Below are 22,370 nucleotides of genomic sequence, written 5' to 3'. Positions count from 1 at the left end.
CCATGATCAACGTAGACCTGCAACAACTCATCCAGGCGCTGGACGCCGAAACCCGTCGTGATCTGGAACGTTCGGCCGAGCGTTGCGTCGCCCGTGGCGGCAGCAAGATCCTCGTCGAAGACTTGCTGCTGGGCTTGCTCGAGCGCCCGAACGGCTTGCTGTCGCGCGCGCTGCAAGATGCTGACGTCGACGCCGGTGAACTGACCGCTGCATTGCAATCGCGGGTCGAGCACAGCGCTTCGCGCAACCCGGTATTCGCTCCGGAACTGGTGCAATGGCTGCAAGACGCGCTGCTGGTGGCCAACCTCGAGCTGGGCCAGACCCAGGTCGAAGACGCCGCGCTGATCCTGGCGTTGCTGCGCAACCCGATGCGTTATGCCGGCAGCCGCTATCAACCGCTGCTCGCCAAACTGAACATTGATCGCCTGAAAGAATTTGCCCTGTCGCAACAGGAGCAACCGGCGGCCAACGGCAAGCCGGCGGCGCAAGGCGAATCGCTGTTGCAGCGCTTCACCCACAACCTGACCCAACAGGCCCGCGACGGCAAACTCGACCCGGTGCTGTGCCGTGACGGCGCGATCCGGCAGATGGTCGACATCCTCGCCCGTCGCCGCAAGAACAACCCGATCGTCGTCGGTGAGGCCGGTGTCGGTAAGACCGCCATCGTCGAAGGCCTCGCCTCGCGCATCGCTGCCGGTGAAGTGCCGCAGGTACTCAAAGGCGTTGAATTACTCTCGCTGGACATGGGCCTGTTGCAGGCCGGCGCCAGCGTCAAAGGTGAATTCGAGCGTCGTTTGAAAGGCGTGATCGATGAAGTCAAAGCCTCGCCGAAACCGATCATCCTGTTCATCGACGAAGCCCACACGCTGATCGGTGCTGGCGGCAACGCTGGCGGTTCCGACGCGGCCAACCTGCTGAAACCGGCGCTGGCCCGTGGCGAACTGCGCACCATCGCCGCGACGACCTGGGCCGAGTACAAGAAATACTTCGAGAAAGACCCGGCGCTGGCCCGTCGTTTCCAGCCCGTGCAACTGCACGAACCGACTGTCAGCGAAGCAGTGACCATTCTGCGTGGTCTGGCTCAGGTCTACGAGAAGAGCCACGGCATCTACCTGCGCGATGACGCGGTGGTGTCCGCTGCTGAATTGTCCGCGCGTTACCTGGCCGGTCGGCAACTGCCGGACAAGGCCGTCGACGTCCTCGACACCGCGTGCGCCCGCGTGCGCATCAGCCTCGCTGCGGCCCCGGAAAGTCTCGAGCGCCTGCGTGGCGAACTGGCGGAAGGTGGCCGTCAGCGCCAGGCCCTGCGCCGCGATGCCGAAGCTGGCTTGCTGATCGACCACGAAGCGCTGGAGGCACTGGAAGCGCGGCTGGACGAAGCCGAAAGCGAGATGCTCGTGCTGGAATCCCTGTGGACTGAGCAGAAAGAACTGGCCGAGCGTCTGCTCGAACTGCGTCAGCAACTGGCCAATGCCCGCGAGGCTGCAGCTGTCGAGCCGACCGTCAGCGTGGAAGAAGACGCCGAAGGCACCGTGATTGAAACCATGGTCGCCGAAGTCGAAGAAGGCCAAAGCGTCGAAGCGCTGGAAGCCCAATTGCATGAAACCCACGCCGCGTTGACCGCTGCGCAAGTCAAAGAACGCCTGGTCAGCTTCGAAGTGTGCCCGCGTCTGGTCGCCGAAGTGATCAGCGCCTGGACCGGCGTGCCATTGGCGCAACTGGCCCGCGAGCACAACGCCAAGGTCGCCAGTTTCGCCACCGATCTGCGCACACGCATCCGTGGTCAGGAGCAAGCCGTGCACGCGCTGGATCGTTCGATGCGCGCAACCGCTGCCGGTCTGAACAAGCCTGATGCACCGGTCGGTGTGTTCCTGCTGGTCGGCCCGAGCGGCGTCGGCAAGACCGAAACCGCGCTGGCCCTGGCTGACCTGCTGTACGGCGGCGACCGCTTCATCACCACCATCAACATGTCCGAGTTCCAGGAAAAGCACACCGTCTCGCGTCTGATCGGTGCACCACCGGGCTACGTCGGTTACGGCGAGGGCGGCATGCTCACCGAAGCGGTACGCCAGAAGCCGTACTCGGTGGTGCTGCTCGATGAAGTCGAGAAGGCCGATCCGGACGTGCTCAACCTGTTCTACCAAATCTTCGATAAAGGCGTGGCCAACGACGGCGAAGGTCGCGAGATCGACTTCCGCAACACGTTGATCCTGATGACCTCGAACCTTGGCAGCGACAAGATCAGCGAACTCTGCGAAGACGGCGCGCGGCCGACCGCCGAAGTGCTCGAAGAAACCATTCGCCCGGTACTCAGCAAACACTTCAAACCGGCGCTGCTGGCGCGGATGAAAGTGGTGCCGTACTACCCGGTGGGCGGCCCGGTGCTGCGCGAGCTGATCGAGATCAAACTCGGCCGTCTCGGCGAGCGCCTGAACCGTCGTCAGCTGGACTTCAGCTGGTGCCAGAACCTCGTCGATCACCTGTCCGAGCGTTGCACGCAAAGCGAAAGCGGTGCGCGCCTGATCGATCATCTGCTCGATCAACACGTGCTGCCGTTGGTGGCCGATCGTCTGCTCGATGCGATGGCGACCGGCGAAAGCCTCAAGCGTGTGCATGCCACGCTCGACGGCAACTCCAGCGTGACCTGCGAGTTCGTCTGAGGTGGGCGTGATGTTCACTCAAGTGCCGCAGCCACTGGTCTATGCCGAAGCGTTGCTGGCGCAGTTCGCCAGTCTGTCGCGGGCGGCGGACAGTGCTGCGCTGCTGGGTGAATTCGTCCGTGGCCTGGCCGAGCTGAGTGGCTGCGAACTGACGCAGCTGTATCTGCTCGACGCCACCCACACCTGCCTGGGGATGAACGCCGAGTGCCTCGACGGCGCGCTGCAACCGCGTCAGGCGGCGAGCCTGCCGGCGGATTACAACGGTGAACAACTGCTGCAATTCGCCCTGTGCCAGAACCGCGTGGTGTGCCTCGACGACCTGACCGGCAGCCTGCACGAAACCAGTTTTCTGCCGGCGGCGAGCACGCCGTGGCAGTCGCTGTTGTGCGTGCCGCTGGTCAATCAGCACAAGTCGGTTGAGGGCTTGCTGCTGTGTGCCAGTCGTCGTCGCACTGACTTGCAGGGTTTCGCCGACTCCCTCGGCCAGCTCGGTTCGTTTGTGCTCGGCCAGCTGCATCTGCTGCAACGCCTGCGTCAGCCAGCCGCCGAATCGGCCACCGTCACTCGCAGTGTGCCGAGCATCAGCGGCTACGGCCTGATCGGCAAAAGCGCGGCGATGCGCCAGACCTACTCGCTGATCAGCAAGATCCTCCACAGCCCGTACACCGTGCTGTTGCGTGGCGAGACCGGCACCGGCAAGGAAGTGGTGGCGCGGGCGATCCACGATTGCGGCCCGCGTCGCTCCCAGGCGTTCATCGTGCAGAACTGCGCGGCGTTCCCGGAAAACCTGCTGGAAAGCGAACTGTTCGGCTATCGCAAAGGCGCCTTCACTGGTGCCGATCGCGATCGTGCCGGGCTGTTCGACGCGGCCAATGGCGGCACGCTGTTGCTCGATGAAATCGGTGACATGCCGTTGTCGCTGCAAGCGAAGATTCTGCGCGTGTTGCAGGAAGGCGAGATCCGTCCGCTGGGTTCCAACGACACGCACAAGATCGACGTGCGCATCATCGCCGCGACGCACCGTGATCTGGCGGCGCTGGTCAGCGAAGGCAAGTTCCGCGAGGACTTGTACTACCGCCTCGCGCAGTTCCCGATCGAGCTGCCGGCCCTGCGTCAGCGCGAAGGCGACATCCTCGATCTGGCCCGGCATTTCGCCGAGAAGACCTGCACGTTTTTGCAGCGTGATCCGGTGCGCTGGTCGGATTCGGCGCTGGAGCATCTGTGCGGCTACAACTTCCCCGGCAACGTTCGCGAACTCAAGGCACTGGTCGAGCGCGCGGTGTTGCTCTGCGAGGGCGGCGAGTTGCTCGCCGAGCATTTTTCCCTGCGCCTGGAAGCGATGCCCGAGGACAACAGCGGCCTGAATCTGCGCGAACGCCTAGAGCAGGTCGAGCGCACTTTGCTGCTCGATTGCCTGCGCAAGAACGACGGCAACCAGACCCTCGCGGCCCGCGAACTGGGCCTGCCACGGCGCACGCTGCTGTACCGCCTCGGGCGCCTGAATATCAATTTGGGTGACTTTGATGGTTGAGCTACAGCACTTCTCCGAACCCAACACATACCCTGTGGCGAGGGGATTTATCCCCGTCCGGCTGCGCAGCACTCGCAGTCCGGCAAATACGGTTTCACTGAGAAATCGCGCTGGCAGGTTATGGGGGCGCTGCGCACCCCAACGGGGACAAGTCCCCTCGCCACGGGAGGTCGCCGTACCTCCAGGCTATGGCGCAAGGCCCCGATCTAGAGGCTTTGAGCCCACCTCAAAAACTTATTTCAGCGCCGCCCGCAAGGGTCGGCGCTTTGTGCTTTGTCTACACCTGGAGACCCTCTGATGTCTGTTCGTCACTGGCACGCTGTCCTGCTGACCCTCGTCGTTCTATGCGGCCTTGGCGGCTGTAGCGGCAATTACAAATTCAACGACAACGACTATCGCCCGTTGGGTGATCCGCAAGCGGTCAATCGCGGCAAGTGACCGCAAGGAGCATCAAACATGGAATTGGTTTTCGAAATGCTGAACACCAAGCAGTTCGTGCCCACCGAGCTGTGCCAGCGGACCTTCAAACAGGCCGGTGGCGTGATCGGGCGCGGCGAGGACTGCGACTGGATCATCCCTGACCGCAAGCGGCACCTGTCCAATCACCACGCGATTGTCAGCTACCGCGAGGGCTCGTTCTTCCTTACCGACACCAGCAGCAACGGTGTCCAGGACGGCAGCAGCGGCGCGCGCCTGCACAAGGGCGAGCCGGTGCGCATCGAGCACGGCAGCACCTACATTCTCGGCGACTTCGAGATCCGTGCGCGGCTGGTTCGTGACCCGGCGACCTTCGACGGCGAAGTCGGCCGCCCGCGCGCCGCTGGCAGCATCATTCCGGACGACGCGTTCCTCGACCTCGACCCGCTCAACGCCCTCGAACAGCAAGAGCGCGTGTACTCGGAAATCGACGAACTGCTGTCGCCCACCGCCAAGCCGGAAGACTCCCGTCAGCGTGCCGACTACGCGCGCATCGACATGGAAAGCCTGATGGTCCCGGAGCTGATTGCCGCCCCGGTCGAACCTGAGCCGGCGCCTGCGCCGAAAGCTGTCGAGCGTCAGAGCGAAGGTTTCTGGGAGCACTTCGGCGCGGCGCTCGGCGTCGACGTCAAAGGCCTCAGCCACGACGAACGCGAAGCGCTGGCGCTCAACGCTGCGCGCTTGCTGCGCCAGAGCATCGGCGGTTTGCAGCAGAGCCTGCGCACCCGCTCCGAGCTGAAAAACGAACTGCGTCTGGCCCAGACCACCGTGCAAGGCACCAACAAGAACCCGCTGAAATTCGCCGTCGATCCGAGCGAAGCACTGCAGATTCTGTTGCAGCCAAGCAAGCCTGGCCATCTGCCCGCCGAGCAAGCGATCTCCCGTGCATTCCGCGACCTGCAGGCGCATCAAGTGGCACTGCTGACCGCCAGCCGCGCCGCCGTGCGCGGCACGCTGGAGCACTTCTCGCCAGAGCAACTGACCCTGCGTTTCGAGCGTGACAGCAAGCCGTTGATCGCCACCTCGGGCGGGCGCTGGAGAGCGTTCGGCCGTTATCACCAGGCCCTGCGTCAGGACGATGACTGGAGCGAGCGTCTGCTGGCCCGCGATTTCGCCCAGGCCTACGAAGAACAGATCCGCCTGATCTCCACCCTCCACACCGACCACCAAGGATGATGCGCATGTCTCGCCGCTCGACCGCTTTTTTCAAGACGCTGACTGCGCTCACCGTGCTGGTGCTGCTTGCCGGTTGCTCGTCGCTGTCGCCGTACTCGAAAGTGACCAAGATCAATCTGAAACTGACCGGCAGCGATCAGCTCAACCCGGACCTCAATGGTCGGCCGTCGCCGATCGTCGTGCGCCTGTTCGAACTCAAGCACCCGGTGACCTTCGAGAACGCTGATTTCTTCAGCCTCTACGAGCGCGCCAAGGAATCCCTCAACCCGGATCTGGTGGCCAGCGAAGAACTCGAACTGCGCCCGGGTGAAACCGTGGAACTGAAACTCAGCGTGGAGGAGGGCAGCCGTTACGTGGGCATCCTTGCTGCCTATCGCGACCTGCCGGATACGCAATGGCGGCACACCGTGCAGATCACTCCGCTGGAACTCACCGAGGCTGATCTGACCCTCGATCAGGCCGGTATCCGCAATACCCAACAAGTGCTCGCCAAGGCGGATGACTGATCATGAACACCCATAAAGTCATTTGGCAGGAAGGCATGTTGCTGCGGCCGCAGCACTTCCAGCACAACGATCGTTACTACGATCACCAGATGAAAACCCGCACGCAATTGCTCGGTGGCTACACCTGGGGTTTTCTCAATCTGGAAATCGACTTGCAGTTCCTCAACATGGGCAAACTGGTGATCAGTGAAGCCTCGGGGATTCTGCCGGACGGCAGCCTGTTCGAGCTCGGTGGCAACACCGAGCCGCTGGCGCTGGACGTGCCGCCGAACACCGGCAACACGCCGATCTATCTGGCGCTGCCGCTGGTCACCGGCAACCACATCGAGGCCCGGCGCCCGGAGCAATCCGACGTGCTTGCGCGCTACACCGCATATGACGCCGAAGTCGCCGACTCCAACGCCGGCGATGATTCCGCCAGTCAGGTCAGCTGCGGTCGTCCGGACTTCAAACTGTTGCTCGGCGAGCAGCAGAGCGATCAGGCCTACGTGAAGCTGAAAATCTGCGACGTGCTCGATACCACGCCCGACGGCGTGATCAGCCTCGACCCGGATTTCGTCCCGACCTACATTCAGGCCCACGCCTCCAGCTACCTGCTGTCGTGCCTGAAAGAAGTCATCAGCATGCTCAGCCACCGTGGCGACACGATTGCCGAGCGGATTCGCTCCAATGGCAAGGTTGGCGGCGCAGAAGTCGGCGACTTCATGATGCTGCAACTGATCAACCGTACCGAACTGCTGCTGCGCCATTACCTCGGTCTGGAACAAGTGCATCCGGAAGAGTTGTACCGCACGCTGCTGACCATGCTCGGCGATCTGGCGACCTTCTCCGGCGAGAGCAAACGCCCGCGTCTGGACAGCCGCTATTCCCACGCCGATCAGGGCGCAAGCTTCCGCAAACTGATGGAAGCGATCCGTCAGGTGCTGTCGATGGTGCTCGAACAGCACGCCATCGAACTGATCCTGCAGGCGCGTCAGTACGGCATCATCGTCTCGCCCTTGCACGATCACAAACTGCTCGGCTCGGCCTCGTTCGTGCTGGCAGCCAGTGCCAACTGCGACTCCGAAGAACTGCGTCAGCGTTTGCCGCAGCACCTCAAGGTCGGACCGGTGGAGCGCATCCGCCAACTGGTCAACCTGCACTTGCCGGGGATCAAGGTCAAACCGTTGCCGGTGGCCCCACGGCAGATCGCGTTCCACTCGAACAAAACCTATTTCATCCTCGAACTCAGTTCCGAAGACCTGGCACAACTCGAACGCTCCGGCGGTTTCGCGTTCCACGTGTCCGGCGAATTCGCCGAGCTTGAACTGAAATTCTGGGCCATCAGGAACTGACCGACATGATCAAGGAAACGGATTACAACCAGGACGACAAAACCGTCCTGCTCGACCGTCAGGGCCACGGACCGGCATCGAGTCCGCTGACCGATTTCGCCGCGCCGCCGCGTTTCGAGCAACTGGAAGAACGCATGATCTACGCCGCGCGCCTGCGTCCGGCGGAGGCGTTCAACATCAGCCTCAACTCGCTGGTCGCGGCCTCGTCCGATCTGCTCTCGGAAGTGGTGCGTCTCAAGCACAGCGAAACACGCGAAGACCTGTATGCGCTGAATGAGCGGCTGACTGCCGGGCTGAAATTGTTTGAAGTACGCGCCCTGCACAACGGCGCCGAAAGCAGCCAGGTGATGGCCGCGCGTTACGTGCTCTGCACCGTGGTCGACGAAGCCGTCGTGACCACGCCGTGGGGCAACGAAAGCGAGTGGTCGCAGATGAGCCTGCTGAGCAGCTTCCACAACGAAACCTTCGGCGGCGAGAAGTTTTTCCAGCTGCTCGATCGGCTGTCGAAAAACCCGGTCAAGCACCTGCCAATGCTCGAACTGATGTATCTGTGCCTGTCCCTCGGTTTCGAGGGCAAGTACCGCGTGCAGGCGCGCGGCATGCTTGAGCTTGAAGGCATCCGCGACGCCTTGTACCGGCAGATCCGTCAGTTGCGTGGCGACGTGCCGCGCGAGTTGTCGCCGCACTGGGAAGGCCTCAACGATCAGCGCCGCAACCTGGTGCGCATCGTGCCGGCGTGGATGGTGGTGCTCTTTACTCTGGTCTGCCTGGTGGTGATGTATTCGGGCTTCGCCTGGGTCCTGAGCGAACAACGCGACACCGTTCTGCATCCTTATCAGCCGCTTGATCCAGCCGCGGTACAACCGCAGGCGCAGCCGTAAAACAGGGACGTGTGATGAAAAAGTTTTTCAAGAAAGTCGGCGCCTTCCTGCGCCAGACCTGGGTCTGGACTCTGCTGCTGGTGCTGTTCGTGGCGCTGCTGGTGTGGTTCGTCGGCCCGTTGTTGGCGGTCGATGATTACAAGTTCTGGGAAAGCGCGACCTCGCGCCTGCTGACCATCAGCGTGCTGTTCCTGATCTGGGGCCTGACCATGGTCTTCGTCAGCTGGCGCGCGGGTATCCGCAAGAAAGCCGAGGAAGAAAGCGAGGACGGCCAGGACCGCATTCGCCGCGAAGAGCTGATCGACGAAGAACAGAAAGAGTTAAAGGTGCGTTTCAAGGACGCGCTGAAAACCCTGAAGACCTCGAGCCTGTATCGCGGTCGCAGCGAGCGCTGGCGCAGTGACTTGCCGTGGTACCTGCTGATCGGTCCGCAGGCCTCGGGCAAAACCAGCCTGCTGGACTTCTCCGGTCTGGAATTCCCGATCAACAAGATCGACCGCAAGCTGACCCGCGACACCCTCGGCACTCGTCATTGCGACTGGTATTTCGCCGATCACGGTGTCCTGATCGACACCGCCGGGCGCTACACCACTCAACCGGACGCGGAAGTCGACGGCAACGCCTGGACAACCCTGCTGGAACTGCTGCGCAAGCGTCGTCGCGGCCGTCCGTTGAACGGCGTGCTGGTGACCATTCCGGTGGAAACCCTCACCGGCGGCAGCGAGCAGGACATCGAGACCCTCGCGCGCCAGGTGCGCAGCCGTCTGCAGGACGTGCATCAGAAACTTCACGTCGATGTGCCGGTGTATCTGGTCCTGAGCAAGGCTGACAAGCTGCTCGGCTTCGACGAGTTCTTCGATCAACTGACCCGCGAAGAAAGCGATCAAGTGCTCGGCACCAGTTTCCGCAAGGATCAGGTCGGCACCGACGTCACGGTCCTGCGCAACGAGTTCGAAGAGCTGCTGCGCCGCCTCAACAGCCAAGTGATCATGCGCATGCACTCCGAGCGCGACACTCAGCGCCGTGGCCGCATCCTCGATTTCCCGCATCAGCTCGGGCAGATCGGCGAGCGCCTGTGCCTGTTCGTCGACATGGCGTTCACCGGCAACCGTTATCAGCGTGCCACGCAACTGCGCGGTTTCTACCTGACCAGCGCGCCACACCTGACCCAGGAAATGGATTCGACCACCGCCGGCATCGGCGCCAGCCTGGGCATGAACGCCGGCGTGCTGCCGACTCTGCGCAGCGGCCGTTCGCGGTTCATCCACCACTTGCTCAGCCAAGTGATTTTCCCCGAGGCCGATCTGGCCGGTCTGGACAAGCGCGAGCGCAGCCGCATTCATTGGGGCCAGCGTGCGCTGTACGTCGGTGCACTGGCGGCACTGGCACTGTTCGGCATGCTCTGGGCCGGTGGTTTCTCGGCCAACTACGAGCGTCTGGAAAACCTGCGCACGCTGGCGCAGAACTGGACCCAGCAACGCTCGGCCGTGACGCCGCGCGATGACGCCATGGGCGTGCTGAAAGTGCTCGACACCAGCTACGCCGCGACCCAGGTGTTCCCGAGCAAGGGCGACGTGTCGTACCACGAGCGTGGCGGCCTGTATCAGGGCGAAGAGATCAACCCGGTGGTGAAAACCGCTTACGAGCGTGAGCTGGAAGCGCAGTTGCTGCCACGGGTGGCGACCATGCTCGAGGGGCAGATCCGCGCCAACATGAAGGACCGCGATCGCCTGCTCAACAGCCTGCGCGCGTACCTGATGCTGAACATGAAGGATCGTCGCGACGCGGCATGGCTCAAGGACTGGGTCGCCACTGACTGGTCGCAGCGCTACACCGGCAACACCGCGGTGCAGAACGGTCTGAACACGCACCTCGAGCGCTTGCTCAAGCAGCCGTTCATTTATCCGCTGAACGATCAACTGGTGACGCAGGCGCGTCAGGTCCTGCGCAGCGAATCTCTGGCCAACGTGGTGTATCGCATGCTCCGCGAGCAGGCGCGCAACCTGCCGGACTACCGTTTCAGCCAACACCTCGGCCCGCAAGGCTCGTTGTTCATCGGCACTGAATACGTGATCCCGGGTTTCTACACCCAGCAGGGTTATCAGCAGTATTTCTCGGTGCAGGGCGCCGCGCTGGTCACCGATATCCTCCGCGACAACTGGGTGCTGGGCGAAGGCGCGGGCATCAGCGACATGGACTTGCGTCGCCTGATGGTCGAACTCGAGCAGCTGTACTTCCGCGACTACGCCAACTACTGGAGCGAAGCCGTTGGCCAGGTCGCGTTGCCACCAATCAGCGACGCTGGCGAAGGCGCCGAGCAACTGGCGGGCCTGACGTCGGCCAACTCGCCGGTCCTCGCATTGCTCACCGAAGTGCGTGAAAACACTCGCTTCGAAGCTGCGGCTGATCCGGTCGATGAAGCCGGCGAAGCTGCCGATGCGCTGGCCGGGCAGAAAGGCAAACTGGGCAAGGTCGGCAAACTCGCTGCGGCTGCCGCCGATAAGGCTTCGGCGCTGAACGTCGCGAAGAATCTGCCGGACACCGCGAAGAAATCCCTGCAGCGCCGCTTCGAACCGCTGCATCGTCTGCTCGATGACAACAACGGCCCGGGCGCCGACCTGACGCCAGCGTTCAGCGCGCTCAACGACCTGCAACTGCAACTGGCCGGCCTGGCCCGTTCCAGCACGCCGGAGCAAGCCGCGTTCGAGATGGCCAAGACGCGCATGAGCGGCCAGCGTGATGCGCTGACCAACCTGCGCAATGCCTCCGGTCGTCTGCCACGTCCACTGAGCGTGTGGTTCAACGTGCTGGCCGAAGACTCGTGGCGCCTGGTGCTCAACGATGCCTACCAATACCTGAACGGCCGTTATCAGAACGAGCTGTACAGCGTTTACGGCAAAACCATCAGCAAGCGCTATCCGTTCAGCGCCAGCAGCACCAGCGACGTGGCGATCAGCGACTTCCGTGAGTTTTTCCGTGCTCAAGGTACCGTCGACCGCTTCTTCGACAGCTATATGCGTCCATTCGTCAGCGGCGATCCGGGCAGCTACCGCATGCGCAGCGTCGACGGTCACAGCCTGCCGGTATCGAAGGTCTACCTCGATCAGATGGCGGCGGCGCAGACGATTCGCCAGAGCTTCTTCTCGATCAACCCGGCCGAGCCGACCGTGCAGTTCAAACTGGAGCCGTACACCCTCGATCCGGCGGTCAGCCGTTCCGAATTCAAGTTCGGCGACAAGACCATGGAATACCGTCACGGCCCGATCCTGCCAATGACCTTCAAGTGGCCGACCGATGCTGAAGACGGTCGCACCAGTCTGGTCATGGACAAGATGGCCGGGCGTCCGATCGGGATCGAGAAGAACTCCGGCCCATGGTCGCTGTTCCGTCTGTTCGACCTGATGCAGACCGAGTACCTGAACGGTCGTGACGTGCTGGTACTGAAAGCGGACGTGGGCGGCCTGCGCGCCAACTATCTGCTGACCAGCCAGCGCACGCCGAACCCGTTCGACATGGGCGTGCTGCGCACCTTCCGTATGCCGGTGCAGCTCTGATGCTGGTGGCCAGTCCCTGGCGCAGCGCGGCGCGTACCGACCCGGGCAAGGTGCGGGCGCGCAACGAAGATGCCTTCCTCGACTCGCCGCAGCATGGGCTGTGGGTGGTCGCGGACGGCATGGGCGGTCATCAGGGTGGCGACATCGCCAGCCAGTTGATCGTCGCCAGCCTGGCTGAGTTGCCGCAACACGAGGACTTCGACGAACGCCTCAAAGCCATCCGCCAGTGCCTGCACTGGCTGAACCGGCGACTGGGGCAGGAGTTGACCGTCACTGCCGGGCGTCACGACAGCATCATGGGCAGCACCGTCGTCGCGCTGCTGGTGGAAGGCAATCGCGCGGCCTGCATCTGGGCCGGCGACAGCCGATGCTACATGTGGCGCGGGCAGCGGCTGTATCAGCTGTCCAAGGACCATTCGCTGCAACAGCAGCTGATCGACGAGCAGCAAATGAGCGTCGAACAGGCGGCAGCGCACCCGGCGGCTCAGGCACTCACCCGAGCCGTCGGCGCCGCCGACACACTGACCCTGGATGTGCTGGAACTCGAGGTCTATCCGGGCGATGTGTTCTTGCTCTGCAGCGATGGTTTGTATCAGGGCCTGAGCAGCGATGCCCTCGGCAACGCCCTCAGCCTCAGCGCGCCGCACGTGGCGCTGGAACGTTTGTTCGACGGCGCTCTGCGGGGCGCCGCGCGCGACAACCTGACTGCCGTGGTGATCCGCCAATGAGTGAACTCGAATCGCCCATCGATGACCTGCTGATCAGCGAAGAGCAGGCCAGCAACCTGACCTACTTCGCCTTCGCCAAGGGCAACAAGGCCGAACCGTTGCTGGCGCCGACCAAGGCCAGCATCGGTGCGCTGCCGGATGTACTCGCCGGTCGCTACCACCTCGAGCGTCTGCTCGGGGCCGGTGGCATGGGCGCCGTTTACCGGGCGCGGGATCTGCTGCACGAACAGTTCGGCGATCCCGACCCTTACATTGCGCTGAAAATCCTCAGCGAAGAATTTGCCGAATCGCCGGACGCCAGTGCCTTGCTCTACAGCGAGTTCGCCCTGACCCGGCGTCTGCGCCACGACAACGTCGTACGTGCGCACACCTTTGAAGTCGACACCGACTGCCAGCGGGCCTTCATCACCATGGAATACATGCGTGGCCTGACCCTGGACAAATTGCTCTGCGAGCGGCCCCTCGGCCTGCCGTGGCAAGAACTGCGCGACATCGTCCTGCCGCTGCTCGACACGCTGGCCTACGCCCACCGTCGCGGCGTGCTGCACGGTGATCTGAAACCGAGCAACGTCATGCTCAGCGAAGACGGCCTGCGCCTGTTCGACTTCGGTCTGGGTCAGGCAGAGGAGGGCACCTTGCCCGGCCTGCCGCACCTGAGCCGCGAACGCTTCAATGCCTGGACCCCGGGCTACGCCGCCCCCGAACTGCTTGAGGGCCAACCGTTGTCGGCCAGCGCGGACGTGTACGGCGTGGCCTGCGTGATCTATGAACTGGCGGGCGGCAAACACCCGTTCCGCCGCTTGCCCTCGACCCAGGCCCGCGACGAGCATCTGGAGCGCGAACTGCGCGCCCCAGCGAATCTACCCCAGCACGGCTGGCAAGCGCTGCGAACCGCGCTGAGCTTCAACCCGGCAGAACGCACCATCACTGCCCAACAATTGCGTGACGCCTTGGGCGCCACTTCGTCCTGGCTGCAACGTCTGCGACTTCGGGCGTAACGGATGACATTCGAACAGGGAGCACACGATGTTCAACTCAGCTAACGAAACCCACTTCAGCCTCAAGGTCGAAGACTACGTCGGCGACCTGCAAGTGCTGTCGTTCACCGGCACCGAAGGCATCAGCCAGGCGTATCGCTTCGACCTCGAGCTGGTCAGCGAAAACCCCGATCTGGACCTCGAACAACTGCTGCACAAGCAGGCGTTCCTGGCGTTCGATCCACAAGGCTCGGGCATCCACGGGCAGATCTACCGCGTCGCCCAGGGCGATGCCGGCAAGCGCCTGACCCGCTACAAAGTCTCGATCGTGCCGCAACTGCAATACCTGCATCACCGCACCAACCAGCGCATCTACCAGCAGATGTCGGCGCCGAAAATCATCGCGCTGATCCTCGAAGAGCACGGCATCAAGAGCAACGCCTACAGCTTCCAGCTCAGCCAGCCGTGCCCGGATCGCGACTACTGCGTGCAGTACGACGAAACCGACCTGCATTTCGTCCAGCGCCTGTGCGAAGAAGAGGGCATTCACTACCACTTCCAGCACAGCGAAAAAGCCCACTTGCTGGTGTTCGGCGACGACCAGACCGTGTTCCAGCATCTCGGTCAGCCGACTGCGTACGTGCAGGGCAGCGGTATGGTCGCCGACGAGCCGGTGATCAAAGCGTTCAAACTGCGCCTGGAAACCCGCACCACGCGCACCACGCGCCGCGACTACGACTTCGAAAAACCGCGCCTGCGAATGGAAGCCGCATACAAACCGGACGGCGACAGCACTGAGCCGGATCTCGAAGATTACGACTACCCCGGCCGCTTCATCGACCGCGCGCGCGGCAAGTTCCTCAGCCAGCGCGCCCTCGAACGCCACCGCGCCGACTACCGCCAGGCCGAAGGTCGCGGCGACCAGACCAAACTGGTCAGCGGCCACTTCATGGAAATGTCCGACCACCCGCGCAGCGAGTGGAACGACCTGTGGCTGCTCACCGAAATCTTCCATGAAGGCAAACAACCGCAAGTCCTCGAAGAAGGCGTGACCAGCGACACCACCGACAACAAAGACGACTTCCACCAGGGCTACCGCAACCGCTTCCTCGCCACCCCGTGGGACGTGTTCTACCGCCCGGCCCTCGAACACCCGAAACCGCGCGTACTCGGCAGCCAGACCGCCATGGTCACCGGCCCCAAAGGCGAAGAAATCCACTGCGACCAGTACGGCCGCATCAAAGTGCAATTCCACTGGGACCGCGAAGGCCTCGCCGATGACAAAACCAGCTGCTGGCTGCGCGTCTCCAGCTCCTGGGCCGGCGACCGCTACGGCGCCATCAGCATCCCGCGCATCGGCATGGAAGTCCTCGTCACCTTCCTCGAAGGCGACCCCGACCAACCGCTGGTGACCGGCTGCCTGTACCACAAGGAAAACCCGGTGCCGTACGCACTGCCGGCGAACAAGACTCGCAGCGTGTTCAAAACGCTTAGCTCGCCGGGTGGTGGTGGGTACAACGAACTGCGTATTGAAGACAAGAAAGGTGCAGAGCAGATCTACATTCATGCCCAGCGCGATTGGGATGAAAATGTTGAGCATGACCAGAAGATTCGCGTCGGAAATGAACGTCACGACACGGTGGTGAAGAACACTTACACCGAGTTGAAGGCTGAGGAACACCGCACCACGATCGCCGACCGCAAGGTTGAAGCGAAGCTGGATGATCACCTGACGGTGGGGCAGAACCAACACGTCAAACTCGGCACGGCGCAGCTGACCAGTGTGGGGAAAGAGATACACCTCAAGGCTGGGGACAAGATCGTTATTGAGGCGGGGACGGAGCTGACCATTCTTGGGGGTGGGAGCTTTATCAAGCTTGATGGCGGTGGGGTGACGGTGGTTGGGCCGGTGATCAAGATCAATGCCGGTGGCTCGGCGGGATCGGGGACTGGGATTGGGATTAAGCCGCCGGTGCTGCCGGGGGCGGCGGATAGGGATAAGGCGGGGAGTTTGATGGATCAGGCGTTGGGGAATGCGGTGCCTGAGAAGGTTAAGCCGACAGTTGATTACCCTTTTTCGCTTTGAGCGGACGTACGAGCGTCATTATGAACAAGGAATTTTTTGAATGATCATTAGCCCTCCTTTTCTGCCGAAACCGAATGCGGGAGAAACTGACGATGCTTTCCTCTCACGCGCTATGGTCGGAGGTATCCCTGGCGATGGTGGCTATCCGCTAAGCTTTGACCTCAACTGGCATGGCGGCATCCATTTGACTGCACCTCAAGAAAGCGGAAAAGCTTTGCCGGTATGTGCAATCTCAGATGGAATACTGGTTTATTTTCGACAGCCGACCCAGGAAAGTGAGGCGGCGCCTGATCATGCCCTTAGGTATCGCGAAAAGTGGACAGATGATGGTTGTCTTGTAATCAAGCACGAAACGGAGATAGGCGAAGGCGAAAAAGGAAAGATCGTCTTCTATTCAATCTATATGCATCTCGCAAAAATTAGTTTGAGCGCGCCAGCTAAAGGAAAAAAGATATATCGAAAAGATATCATAGGTGAGGCTGGCAAAATTTACGGTGAGGAAAATAGGATTCATTTTGAAATTGTTGCTGACGACAGCAAAATCGAGAATATCGTTGGGCGAAAAGAAAAAGACCTTGCATTCAAAACTAGCGATGGTCGAAAGGACTGCTGTTGGGGGGATATTTTTTTCTTTATTCCTCCAGAAGTTTTTGGTTACGAGAGTCAGCCATCCAGCCACTTATCCGCTCTGAATAACTCGCAGATTATTTATCGCTGCCCTGCTATGCCCGCAGGACCCGCGCCGATTGAGGAGGCGGGGGGCACTCCTGCAACTAATGTGTCAAATACAGTTGATGGTTATGAGTGGGCGCTGGCGACTGAGTTACAAGATGGGCTTTTTGTTAGAATGAGTTTCGTTAAAGGCTCATGTACGCTAACTACATATACCCGGTCTGGATTTGACTTGGGTGGGGTAGACGAGAAAAGTGAGTTTGAGTACTCGCTATTTAAAACTTCCAGCGAGCTATATCCCCAATCTCCCAGTGCGGGATTTGAACTGCTACGCTTTGGAAGAGTTATTGGTGAGGAGCGATTGCAGCCGACTGATGCTGCCCATTGGCGTAAAATAAAATTCCCCGCAAAAGTTGGCGAGGAAAGTAAAGTAGGTTGGGTTAACTTAAACTCTCCTACGGTCGGGAAGTTTAGCGATGCAGATTTTCCTCATTGGCAGGGTTGGCAGTTGGTTGATGACGATAAGGATAAAGATAGCCACTGCCAGTCACCTTTTATTCGAGAACTACTAGCTTTGGATGTTGGAAAAGTAGTTTCCGATAACACCGATGCCATAGGGATAGCTACTTCTCCTGCTTACTCCTCTCTATCGGAAGAGGCAAAGCAGCAGCTTTCTGAACGCTATGTGAAGGAAAGAGATTTAAGTAAGCAAAAGCTTGAAAGTACAGATGCTCAAAATCGAATTAAGCGCTTGGTATGCATGTTTCCCAGCGAGTGGTGTAAAAACGATTTTGATGCTCGCTACGACTGGCTATTAAAAGTGGCTGAAAATGGACCGATGCCGCAAGAGGCTTATGATAAGTTGAAGAGGCATCAGGTTGCATTAGGCTTTTGGGAAGATGCCGCTATTGAAGGAATTGAGAGTAGGCACTGGCATTTTCCACCAAAAGAATTTATTGCGACATTTAGGAAATGTAGTTGGTTAAGCAGAAATGAGCTTGTCCAGTTGCTTCCAACGAACTCGTTGAGGAAGGCATCTACTTGGCAGTGGGAGTCAATCAGCTTACCAAATGCGGGCACCCTGCTTTCTAGTTCAAGTCCAGATGCTTTAACTCGTCGGAATGATCTTAATAAGGCTTTGCGTAAATTTCTGGTAGTTACCCCGGTGCGATTGGCATGTTTCTTTGGTAATGCTACACAAGAAACCCAGTGGTACCAAAAATTTCATGAGGGTAGCCCATATTGGTATAAGCCGTGGGATGGCAGAGGCTTTCTTCAGTTAACACATGCCAGTAACTATATAAAGTACTGGGAGTTTAAGGGTGAAGTTATAAGCTCGCAAGTTAAACAGGTTTTAGCTAGTCATACAACGATGGCGAACAATAACAGACCTGTAGTTAATGGTCACAAAACTATGTACGATCCAACAAACTCATTGAGCGATGCGTCTACTGGCATTCCACAAGCGATCATCACAAAGCGTGACGCGGTAAAAGGTTCGTATGATGCAGCCAATAGTGCTGGCGCCTACTGGGCTTGGTCTGGGGCCTCCAAACAAGCTGATGGCTACTACACCAGTTCAGGCAGTACGTTAAAGACTCTAACAACTAATGCTCAAACAAAACATTATTATGAGAATTCTGCTTTCGGAAATGTTGCCGCTACTGTAAATCTAGGCTCCCCTTCATCTAGCTTCAGCTCTATTTGGGGAGTGCAAGCAAGATTTCTCGCTTTTGCAAACGCACAAATGGTTTTAATGGATACCTTGAGCTTTCCAACGCCATCTGGATCTTCGTCAGGGACGCCGCAGGACTTTGTTTATCGGAGAGTCGATTAATGGAAAAAACATTTGGTTTTTACCTTGCATTGGTGGTGTTTTTGGCTTCAAGCACGGCGGTGTCTGCTGACAAGGAGCAGGCTGACGGAGTTCTAAATATCGGGAACGAGCCTAACGACTCTATATCTGCGTCTGGAATAGCAGTCGTTAATGTGCGCCAAGGTAGTTGTAAATACTCACTTGATATTAGTAAAGATCAATATATTAAGTTCAATACACCTGATGTTGTATTTCTAGAGTCAAAATCTCCTCCTAAGGATCAGGACTGGCCGCATCTTGAACAGGCTGAAATGGCTGTCGGTTATGATTGGAGCTTTAAAAAAGACTCCAATTTAGGAGCCAAGTGGTTTGGCATGATGTGCGATGGTGTGGACAATTTTGACCTAAAACAAACTGGGGAAGACTCTGGGAGCGAGGATGTTAGTCCAGAGCTTCAGGATGTTAGGCAAGCAAATGCTCTTAAGTGTCCTGCAACGTTAAGTGATGAGAGATGGCTGCCAAATAAAAGCGCTGGCAACTCCGAAGACTACATTTTTCAAGAGTTGAGAGGTTCTGGTTGGTCGGGATTCATCTTCGGGTTTAAGGATAAAACGGGCAAAAAAATTGCGCGTGTTAGTTTTTGTATCCTAGAGGGAGAAAACATGCTGGTAGGTGCAGCGGAAAATTATCCTGATACTTTGACTCTGGATGCAGAGACTTTTCAGGGGATAAGAGACGTTTTATCTTCTTTGCGATTCTCTAAATAGTTTCCAGTGGATTCAGAGTGAACCAAAGGAGCGGACTTTTTTCGTCCTCCGTTGGGTAAAGGGAGCGGGTAAGGGGAACGGATTTATTTATCCAACTGATTTTATCGTTGAACTCAAATAAATCTGTTCCCTTCGTTGTCTTGAGGCGGCGGGCTGGTTTTGGACGAAAAACAAACTGCTGGGAATTGCCCACTCTAATGACATACCCAAAATGACTCGAGGTATTAGGGATGACGGTTCTTTAGTCGGAACCGATGCTGCTCATCCTTGGCCGGCTGCCGCGAACTTCTCGGCTCGTGAAATAATGATAAATAAGCTTCAAAGATTTTACTGAGGTCATTTGAATGATTCGCCTAATGGTGTTTTTGTTATCCATTTATGGTGGCGCTGCTTATTCGGCTTCAACTGAGCATAGCCTGATATGTAAAGAAGCTGATCAGAATGCCGATCAAGCTAGCTTGACTCTTTCTTTTGAAGGGGGAGTCTTCTCTCTTGATAATGCTGATCGCGGATGTCGGTCAGATTATGTTGCTAGAGAAGTGGCAGGGACCGAAAATATAGCAGTTATATTTTCTTATCCAACCAGTGATGATATGGGTCTAAACGCTCAGGTTATGATTTTTTCTGCTGTAGCTAAAGGTGGAAAGGCCACATATATCGGAGACATTCCTGCTAGTGCTTCGGAGTTGGAGGATGGTACCTATAAAGATATTCAACTGTCCGGTTATTCAATTTACGAAAACGTTTACCGTATTGAAAGGACAAAAGTTGTGACTTTGATTCCAGGTAAAGAGCTGATCATTTCTGGCGAGCAATGTGTTTATAAGGAAGCGGGTAGCACTGTCTGTCAAAGGATGAAAGGCACCTTCAAAAAACCTGTGTGCGTCCTCCATAATGGTGAGCGCAAGGTCCTCGCGGATGCGAAGGAGTGCATGGACATGAGAGAAAGTCTTTGAGGAAAAGGGGACTGAGGAAAAGGGGCGGATTTATTTATTGCGCTCGACCGCTTTGAATTTGGTTGAGAACTTAAATAGATCTGGCCCGCTTGTCGGTTCTGACTCTATCTTCTGTCGCAGGCCCGTTCAGAATTGAACGGATCACTGATTTTTTTACGGACGCCAAGGAATGCAGTTTTTCAGATTCAGCCTCATTTTTTTATTTTCAATACTGTCGCCTGTGGTCATGGCTGAGGGCACGATGATTGCCACCATCCTTCAGGCCGACTTTTCCAAGGACCCGGAAGTCCGGTTGCTTGTCAGAGTCGTTGATGTGGGTGGTGGGTCGGATACCCCTTCCATGGCGGTTCGTAATCAATGCCTGGAGAGGAAGGCGTCCGCAGAACGTCCTGGGCCGGATCCGTGCTTTTCGATAGAGATCACTGAGAGCAATAAGCAACGGGCCATTGTTCGGCAAACGCTATTGAATGATCCTCAGCGCACAACCGACCCTATCTATTTGGAAATTGTTTATCGCTCGGAGGTCAGCGAGAGCGATCCGACGAATCACCATCAGCGATCCGCCACACTGAAAATCGAAGAAAACGGCCTCTACAACTGGAACAATGAAAGCGAACAGGCATTGGCGGACGTTGAGTGGTTTCCCTCGGGAAATGGTGTTCTTGATCTGATGGTTCCTGACGCGGATGCATTGCTGAACTCTGTATATCGGGATCGTATGAGTCGGCTGGACGAAAGCGGTCAGAAAGCACTGAGGGAAACTCAAAGAGCCTGGATGAAATTTAGAGATGCGGAGTGCCAGGCCGACCCGAAATTGCATAAATCAGTTTTCGGTGAGTGGTCCGATGCCTGCCTAATTCGCGCGACGATAGAGCGTACTCGCCAATTGGCTTTGGCACCGGACAAGAGCAGACGTTGAAAAGGACAAGCCAGAGCATTCGCGCGAAAGCGTCAACTTGGATGAGCATGAACAAGCTTTTCGTTCTCTTTTTTGCGCTATTTCCTTTACGTGTGAAAGGTGACGGATTTATTTGTTGCTCCAAAATTATTTAATTTTTAGGCGAAGCGTAAACGTATCCGTTTCGATGGTGGGAAAATTTCTTTGATGGCTGATTCAATGAAAAATTTACATTCGCTCCCTTGCTTTTTATCGTTAACCTTTTTGCTATTCAGTTCGGTCGCATTTTCTGCGAGTTTCGACTGTGGTAAAGCTTCGACGGACGTAGAGATGAAGATTTGTAGTTCTCCTTCTTTGTCCGCAATGGACGAAAAGCTCAGTGAACTCTTCAAGCCGTTAAAAAATCGGCGAGCTTTACAAGTAATCGAAAGTGATTGGCTTGAGTCAGAGCGTAATTCTTGTGAGTCATTGGAGTGTTTAGAGGAAGCTTATGTTCAGCAGATAAGCTTTCTCACACCGGTTTCTATTGCGCCTAGGCCGACTCAGAAAGATATTAAGTTAATGTTGGGTGATAAGCCCTACACACAGTTTGAACGCTCATGGAAGGTCATTGATTTAGCATGGCTTCCCAATGAAAAAGGGGCTGTCGAACGATTTGTGATCTCAGCTGAAACAATTTCAGGTATGTTGCATGTCATCGTGTTTGAAGGGCATTTTGATGCGGCGATGATTGCGTACCGGGGTAATCTATATGAGTACGTTGATCGCAACGACAGGCCGGTATTGCACACGATTGCGAAAGATATCGGTTTTGATGGTGCTTTGAATTTAGGTTCAAACGACGAAGGGAAAAGATTCGCGGGAATCTTCGATGGGGCGTTTTACTATCGGCAGCAGCTCTCTAAGAATCAGCTGCGGGGGATGGTTTATAAGCTCGGTTCAAAATCTCCGCCATTGGAAAGTAGTTTGCTGTTTCAACAGTGGCCAAATACTGATGAAAATGCTGTTAGTGGTTTGACATTCGGTTGGGGTGGTGAGTATGGAAAATTGCAAGCGTACTACTCGCACACCTCAGGGTATGAAACGATAGCTCAGGCTGGTCGACCCGAGGCCGGTTGGAATATATATGCTCCGATTTGGAGCAAGTCACGGCCGACGTTTTATTTCAAGAATGGTGATGAAACTATTTGGCGTGCCAATGTTGCGGATAAGACGTTAACAAAAATTGCGAAGGCTAGTGATGAAGGAATGATCCAGAATCCTACTCCTGTCGATATTAATGGGCGCGAAGCAGTCGTTTATCTGAATGGATCTACTCTGAAAATGGCTATCTCCCTTGAAGAATAAGCAC

The 22,370-nt window shown here is 57.8% G+C and carries 16 protein-coding genes; all 16 read left to right on the top strand.

From position 1 onward, the window contains the following. Positions 1–2 precede the first annotated feature (2 nt). The 16 genes from tssH (at position 3) to AC0IXA_RS09155 (ending at position 22,366) form a co-directional block, all read left to right on the top strand. The gene (gene tssH, locus AC0IXA_RS09230; protein WP_471812723.1) at positions 3–2,660 is read left to right on the top strand and encodes a type VI secretion system ATPase TssH; all 2,658 of its coding nucleotides are present in this window, start codon (positions 3–5) and stop codon (positions 2,658–2,660) included. A gap of 10 nt (positions 2,661–2,670) precedes the next feature. Then, positions 2,671–4,191, top strand: coding sequence for a sigma-54 interaction domain-containing protein (locus AC0IXA_RS09225; RefSeq protein WP_471812721.1), 1,521 nt, complete (start codon positions 2,671–2,673; stop codon positions 4,189–4,191). Between the two features lie 297 nt (positions 4,192–4,488). Then, entirely contained in the window at positions 4,489–4,629 is a 141-nt protein-coding gene (locus AC0IXA_RS09220) for a hypothetical protein (protein ID WP_003229566.1), read from the top strand. 18 nt (positions 4,630–4,647) lie between these two features. Next, on the top strand, positions 4,648–5,844 hold the full coding sequence (gene tagH / locus AC0IXA_RS09215; RefSeq protein ID WP_016772508.1) for a type VI secretion system-associated FHA domain protein TagH: 1,197 nt from the start codon (positions 4,648–4,650) through the stop codon (positions 5,842–5,844). A gap of 5 nt (positions 5,845–5,849) precedes the next feature. Continuing rightward, positions 5,850–6,350 (top strand): type VI secretion system lipoprotein TssJ, encoded by a 501-nt coding sequence (gene tssJ / locus AC0IXA_RS09210; protein WP_016772509.1) that lies wholly within the window; start codon positions 5,850–5,852, stop codon positions 6,348–6,350. 2 nt (positions 6,351–6,352) lie between these two features. Beyond that, positions 6,353–7,684: a type VI secretion system baseplate subunit TssK gene (gene tssK, locus AC0IXA_RS09205; RefSeq protein ID WP_016772510.1), complete on the top strand. Its 1,332-nt coding sequence runs from the start codon at positions 6,353–6,355 to the stop codon at positions 7,682–7,684. Positions 7,685–7,689: 5 nt separating this feature from the next. Further along, the gene (gene icmH, locus AC0IXA_RS09200; RefSeq protein ID WP_016772511.1) at positions 7,690–8,565 is read left to right on the top strand and encodes a type IVB secretion system protein IcmH/DotU; all 876 of its coding nucleotides are present in this window, start codon (positions 7,690–7,692) and stop codon (positions 8,563–8,565) included. Between the two features lie 14 nt (positions 8,566–8,579). Next, entirely contained in the window at positions 8,580–12,119 is a 3,540-nt protein-coding gene (gene tssM, locus AC0IXA_RS09195; protein ID WP_471812717.1) for a type VI secretion system membrane subunit TssM, read from the top strand. Beyond that, the gene (locus AC0IXA_RS09190; RefSeq protein ID WP_041476618.1) at positions 12,119–12,847 is read left to right on the top strand and encodes a PP2C family protein-serine/threonine phosphatase; all 729 of its coding nucleotides are present in this window, start codon (positions 12,119–12,121) and stop codon (positions 12,845–12,847) included. The genes tssM and AC0IXA_RS09190 overlap by 1 nt, the downstream gene beginning before the upstream one ends. Next, the gene (locus AC0IXA_RS09185) at positions 12,844–13,845 is read left to right on the top strand and encodes a serine/threonine-protein kinase (protein ID WP_071172095.1); all 1,002 of its coding nucleotides are present in this window, start codon (positions 12,844–12,846) and stop codon (positions 13,843–13,845) included. The genes AC0IXA_RS09190 and AC0IXA_RS09185 overlap by 4 nt, the downstream gene beginning before the upstream one ends. A 28-nt stretch (positions 13,846–13,873) precedes the next feature. Next, the gene (locus tag AC0IXA_RS09180) at positions 13,874–15,910 is read left to right on the top strand and encodes a type VI secretion system Vgr family protein (RefSeq protein WP_471812715.1); all 2,037 of its coding nucleotides are present in this window, start codon (positions 13,874–13,876) and stop codon (positions 15,908–15,910) included. Between the two features lie 40 nt (positions 15,911–15,950). Beyond that, a complete protein-coding gene (locus tag AC0IXA_RS09175; RefSeq protein WP_471812713.1) occupies positions 15,951–18,419 on the top strand; it encodes a M23 family metallopeptidase in 2,469 nt (822 codons plus the stop codon). Further along, positions 18,419–19,165: a hypothetical protein gene (locus tag AC0IXA_RS09170; protein ID WP_471812711.1), complete on the top strand. Its 747-nt coding sequence runs from the start codon at positions 18,419–18,421 to the stop codon at positions 19,163–19,165. Before AC0IXA_RS09175 ends, AC0IXA_RS09170 begins: the two co-directional genes overlap by 1 nt. Before the next feature lie 344 nt (positions 19,166–19,509). Continuing rightward, on the top strand, positions 19,510–20,121 hold the full coding sequence (locus AC0IXA_RS09165) for a hypothetical protein (protein WP_471812709.1): 612 nt from the start codon (positions 19,510–19,512) through the stop codon (positions 20,119–20,121). Between the two features lie 169 nt (positions 20,122–20,290). After that, positions 20,291–21,040, top strand: a complete 750-nt coding sequence (locus AC0IXA_RS09160) for a lysozyme inhibitor LprI family protein (protein ID WP_471812707.1) — start codon at positions 20,291–20,293, stop codon at positions 21,038–21,040. Positions 21,041–21,226: 186 nt separating this feature from the next. Then, positions 21,227–22,366: a lysozyme inhibitor LprI family protein gene (locus AC0IXA_RS09155; protein WP_471812705.1), complete on the top strand. Its 1,140-nt coding sequence runs from the start codon at positions 21,227–21,229 to the stop codon at positions 22,364–22,366. The last annotated feature ends 4 nt before the right edge of the window (positions 22,367–22,370 follow it).

The organism is Pseudomonas sp. AC083 (assembly GCF_979253165.1).
The sequence above is the reverse complement of the archived record's forward strand: the minus strand, read 5'-3'. Positions and strand labels throughout refer to the sequence as shown.

Excerpts from the sequence above, each read along its gene's own strand:
- tssM (WP_471812717.1), top strand. The coding sequence starts at position 8,580 with ATGAAAAAGTTTTTCAAGAAAGTCGGCGCCTTCCTGCGCCAGACCTGG.
- tssH (WP_471812723.1), top strand. The coding sequence starts at position 3 with ATGATCAACGTAGACCTGCAACAACTCATCCAGGCGCTGGACGCCGAA.
- tssK (WP_016772510.1), top strand. The coding sequence starts at position 6,353 with ATGAACACCCATAAAGTCATTTGGCAGGAAGGCATGTTGCTGCGGCCG.
- AC0IXA_RS09180 (WP_471812715.1), top strand. The coding sequence starts at position 13,874 with ATGTTCAACTCAGCTAACGAAACCCACTTCAGCCTCAAGGTCGAAGAC.
- AC0IXA_RS09220 (WP_003229566.1), top strand. The coding sequence starts at position 4,489 with ATGTCTGTTCGTCACTGGCACGCTGTCCTGCTGACCCTCGTCGTTCTA.
- tagH (WP_016772508.1), top strand. The coding sequence starts at position 4,648 with ATGGAATTGGTTTTCGAAATGCTGAACACCAAGCAGTTCGTGCCCACC.
- AC0IXA_RS09175 (WP_471812713.1), top strand. The coding sequence starts at position 15,951 with ATGATCATTAGCCCTCCTTTTCTGCCGAAACCGAATGCGGGAGAAACT.
- AC0IXA_RS09155 (WP_471812705.1), top strand. The coding sequence starts at position 21,227 with ATGGCTGATTCAATGAAAAATTTACATTCGCTCCCTTGCTTTTTATCG.
- AC0IXA_RS09185 (WP_071172095.1), top strand. The coding sequence starts at position 12,844 with ATGAGTGAACTCGAATCGCCCATCGATGACCTGCTGATCAGCGAAGAG.
- AC0IXA_RS09165 (WP_471812709.1), top strand. The coding sequence starts at position 19,510 with ATGATTCGCCTAATGGTGTTTTTGTTATCCATTTATGGTGGCGCTGCT.
- AC0IXA_RS09170 (WP_471812711.1), top strand. The coding sequence starts at position 18,419 with ATGGAAAAAACATTTGGTTTTTACCTTGCATTGGTGGTGTTTTTGGCT.
- AC0IXA_RS09225 (WP_471812721.1), top strand. The coding sequence starts at position 2,671 with ATGTTCACTCAAGTGCCGCAGCCACTGGTCTATGCCGAAGCGTTGCTG.
- tssJ (WP_016772509.1), top strand. The coding sequence starts at position 5,850 with ATGTCTCGCCGCTCGACCGCTTTTTTCAAGACGCTGACTGCGCTCACC.
- AC0IXA_RS09160 (WP_471812707.1), top strand. The coding sequence starts at position 20,291 with ATGCAGTTTTTCAGATTCAGCCTCATTTTTTTATTTTCAATACTGTCG.
- icmH (WP_016772511.1), top strand. The coding sequence starts at position 7,690 with ATGATCAAGGAAACGGATTACAACCAGGACGACAAAACCGTCCTGCTC.
- AC0IXA_RS09190 (WP_041476618.1), top strand. The coding sequence starts at position 12,119 with ATGCTGGTGGCCAGTCCCTGGCGCAGCGCGGCGCGTACCGACCCGGGC.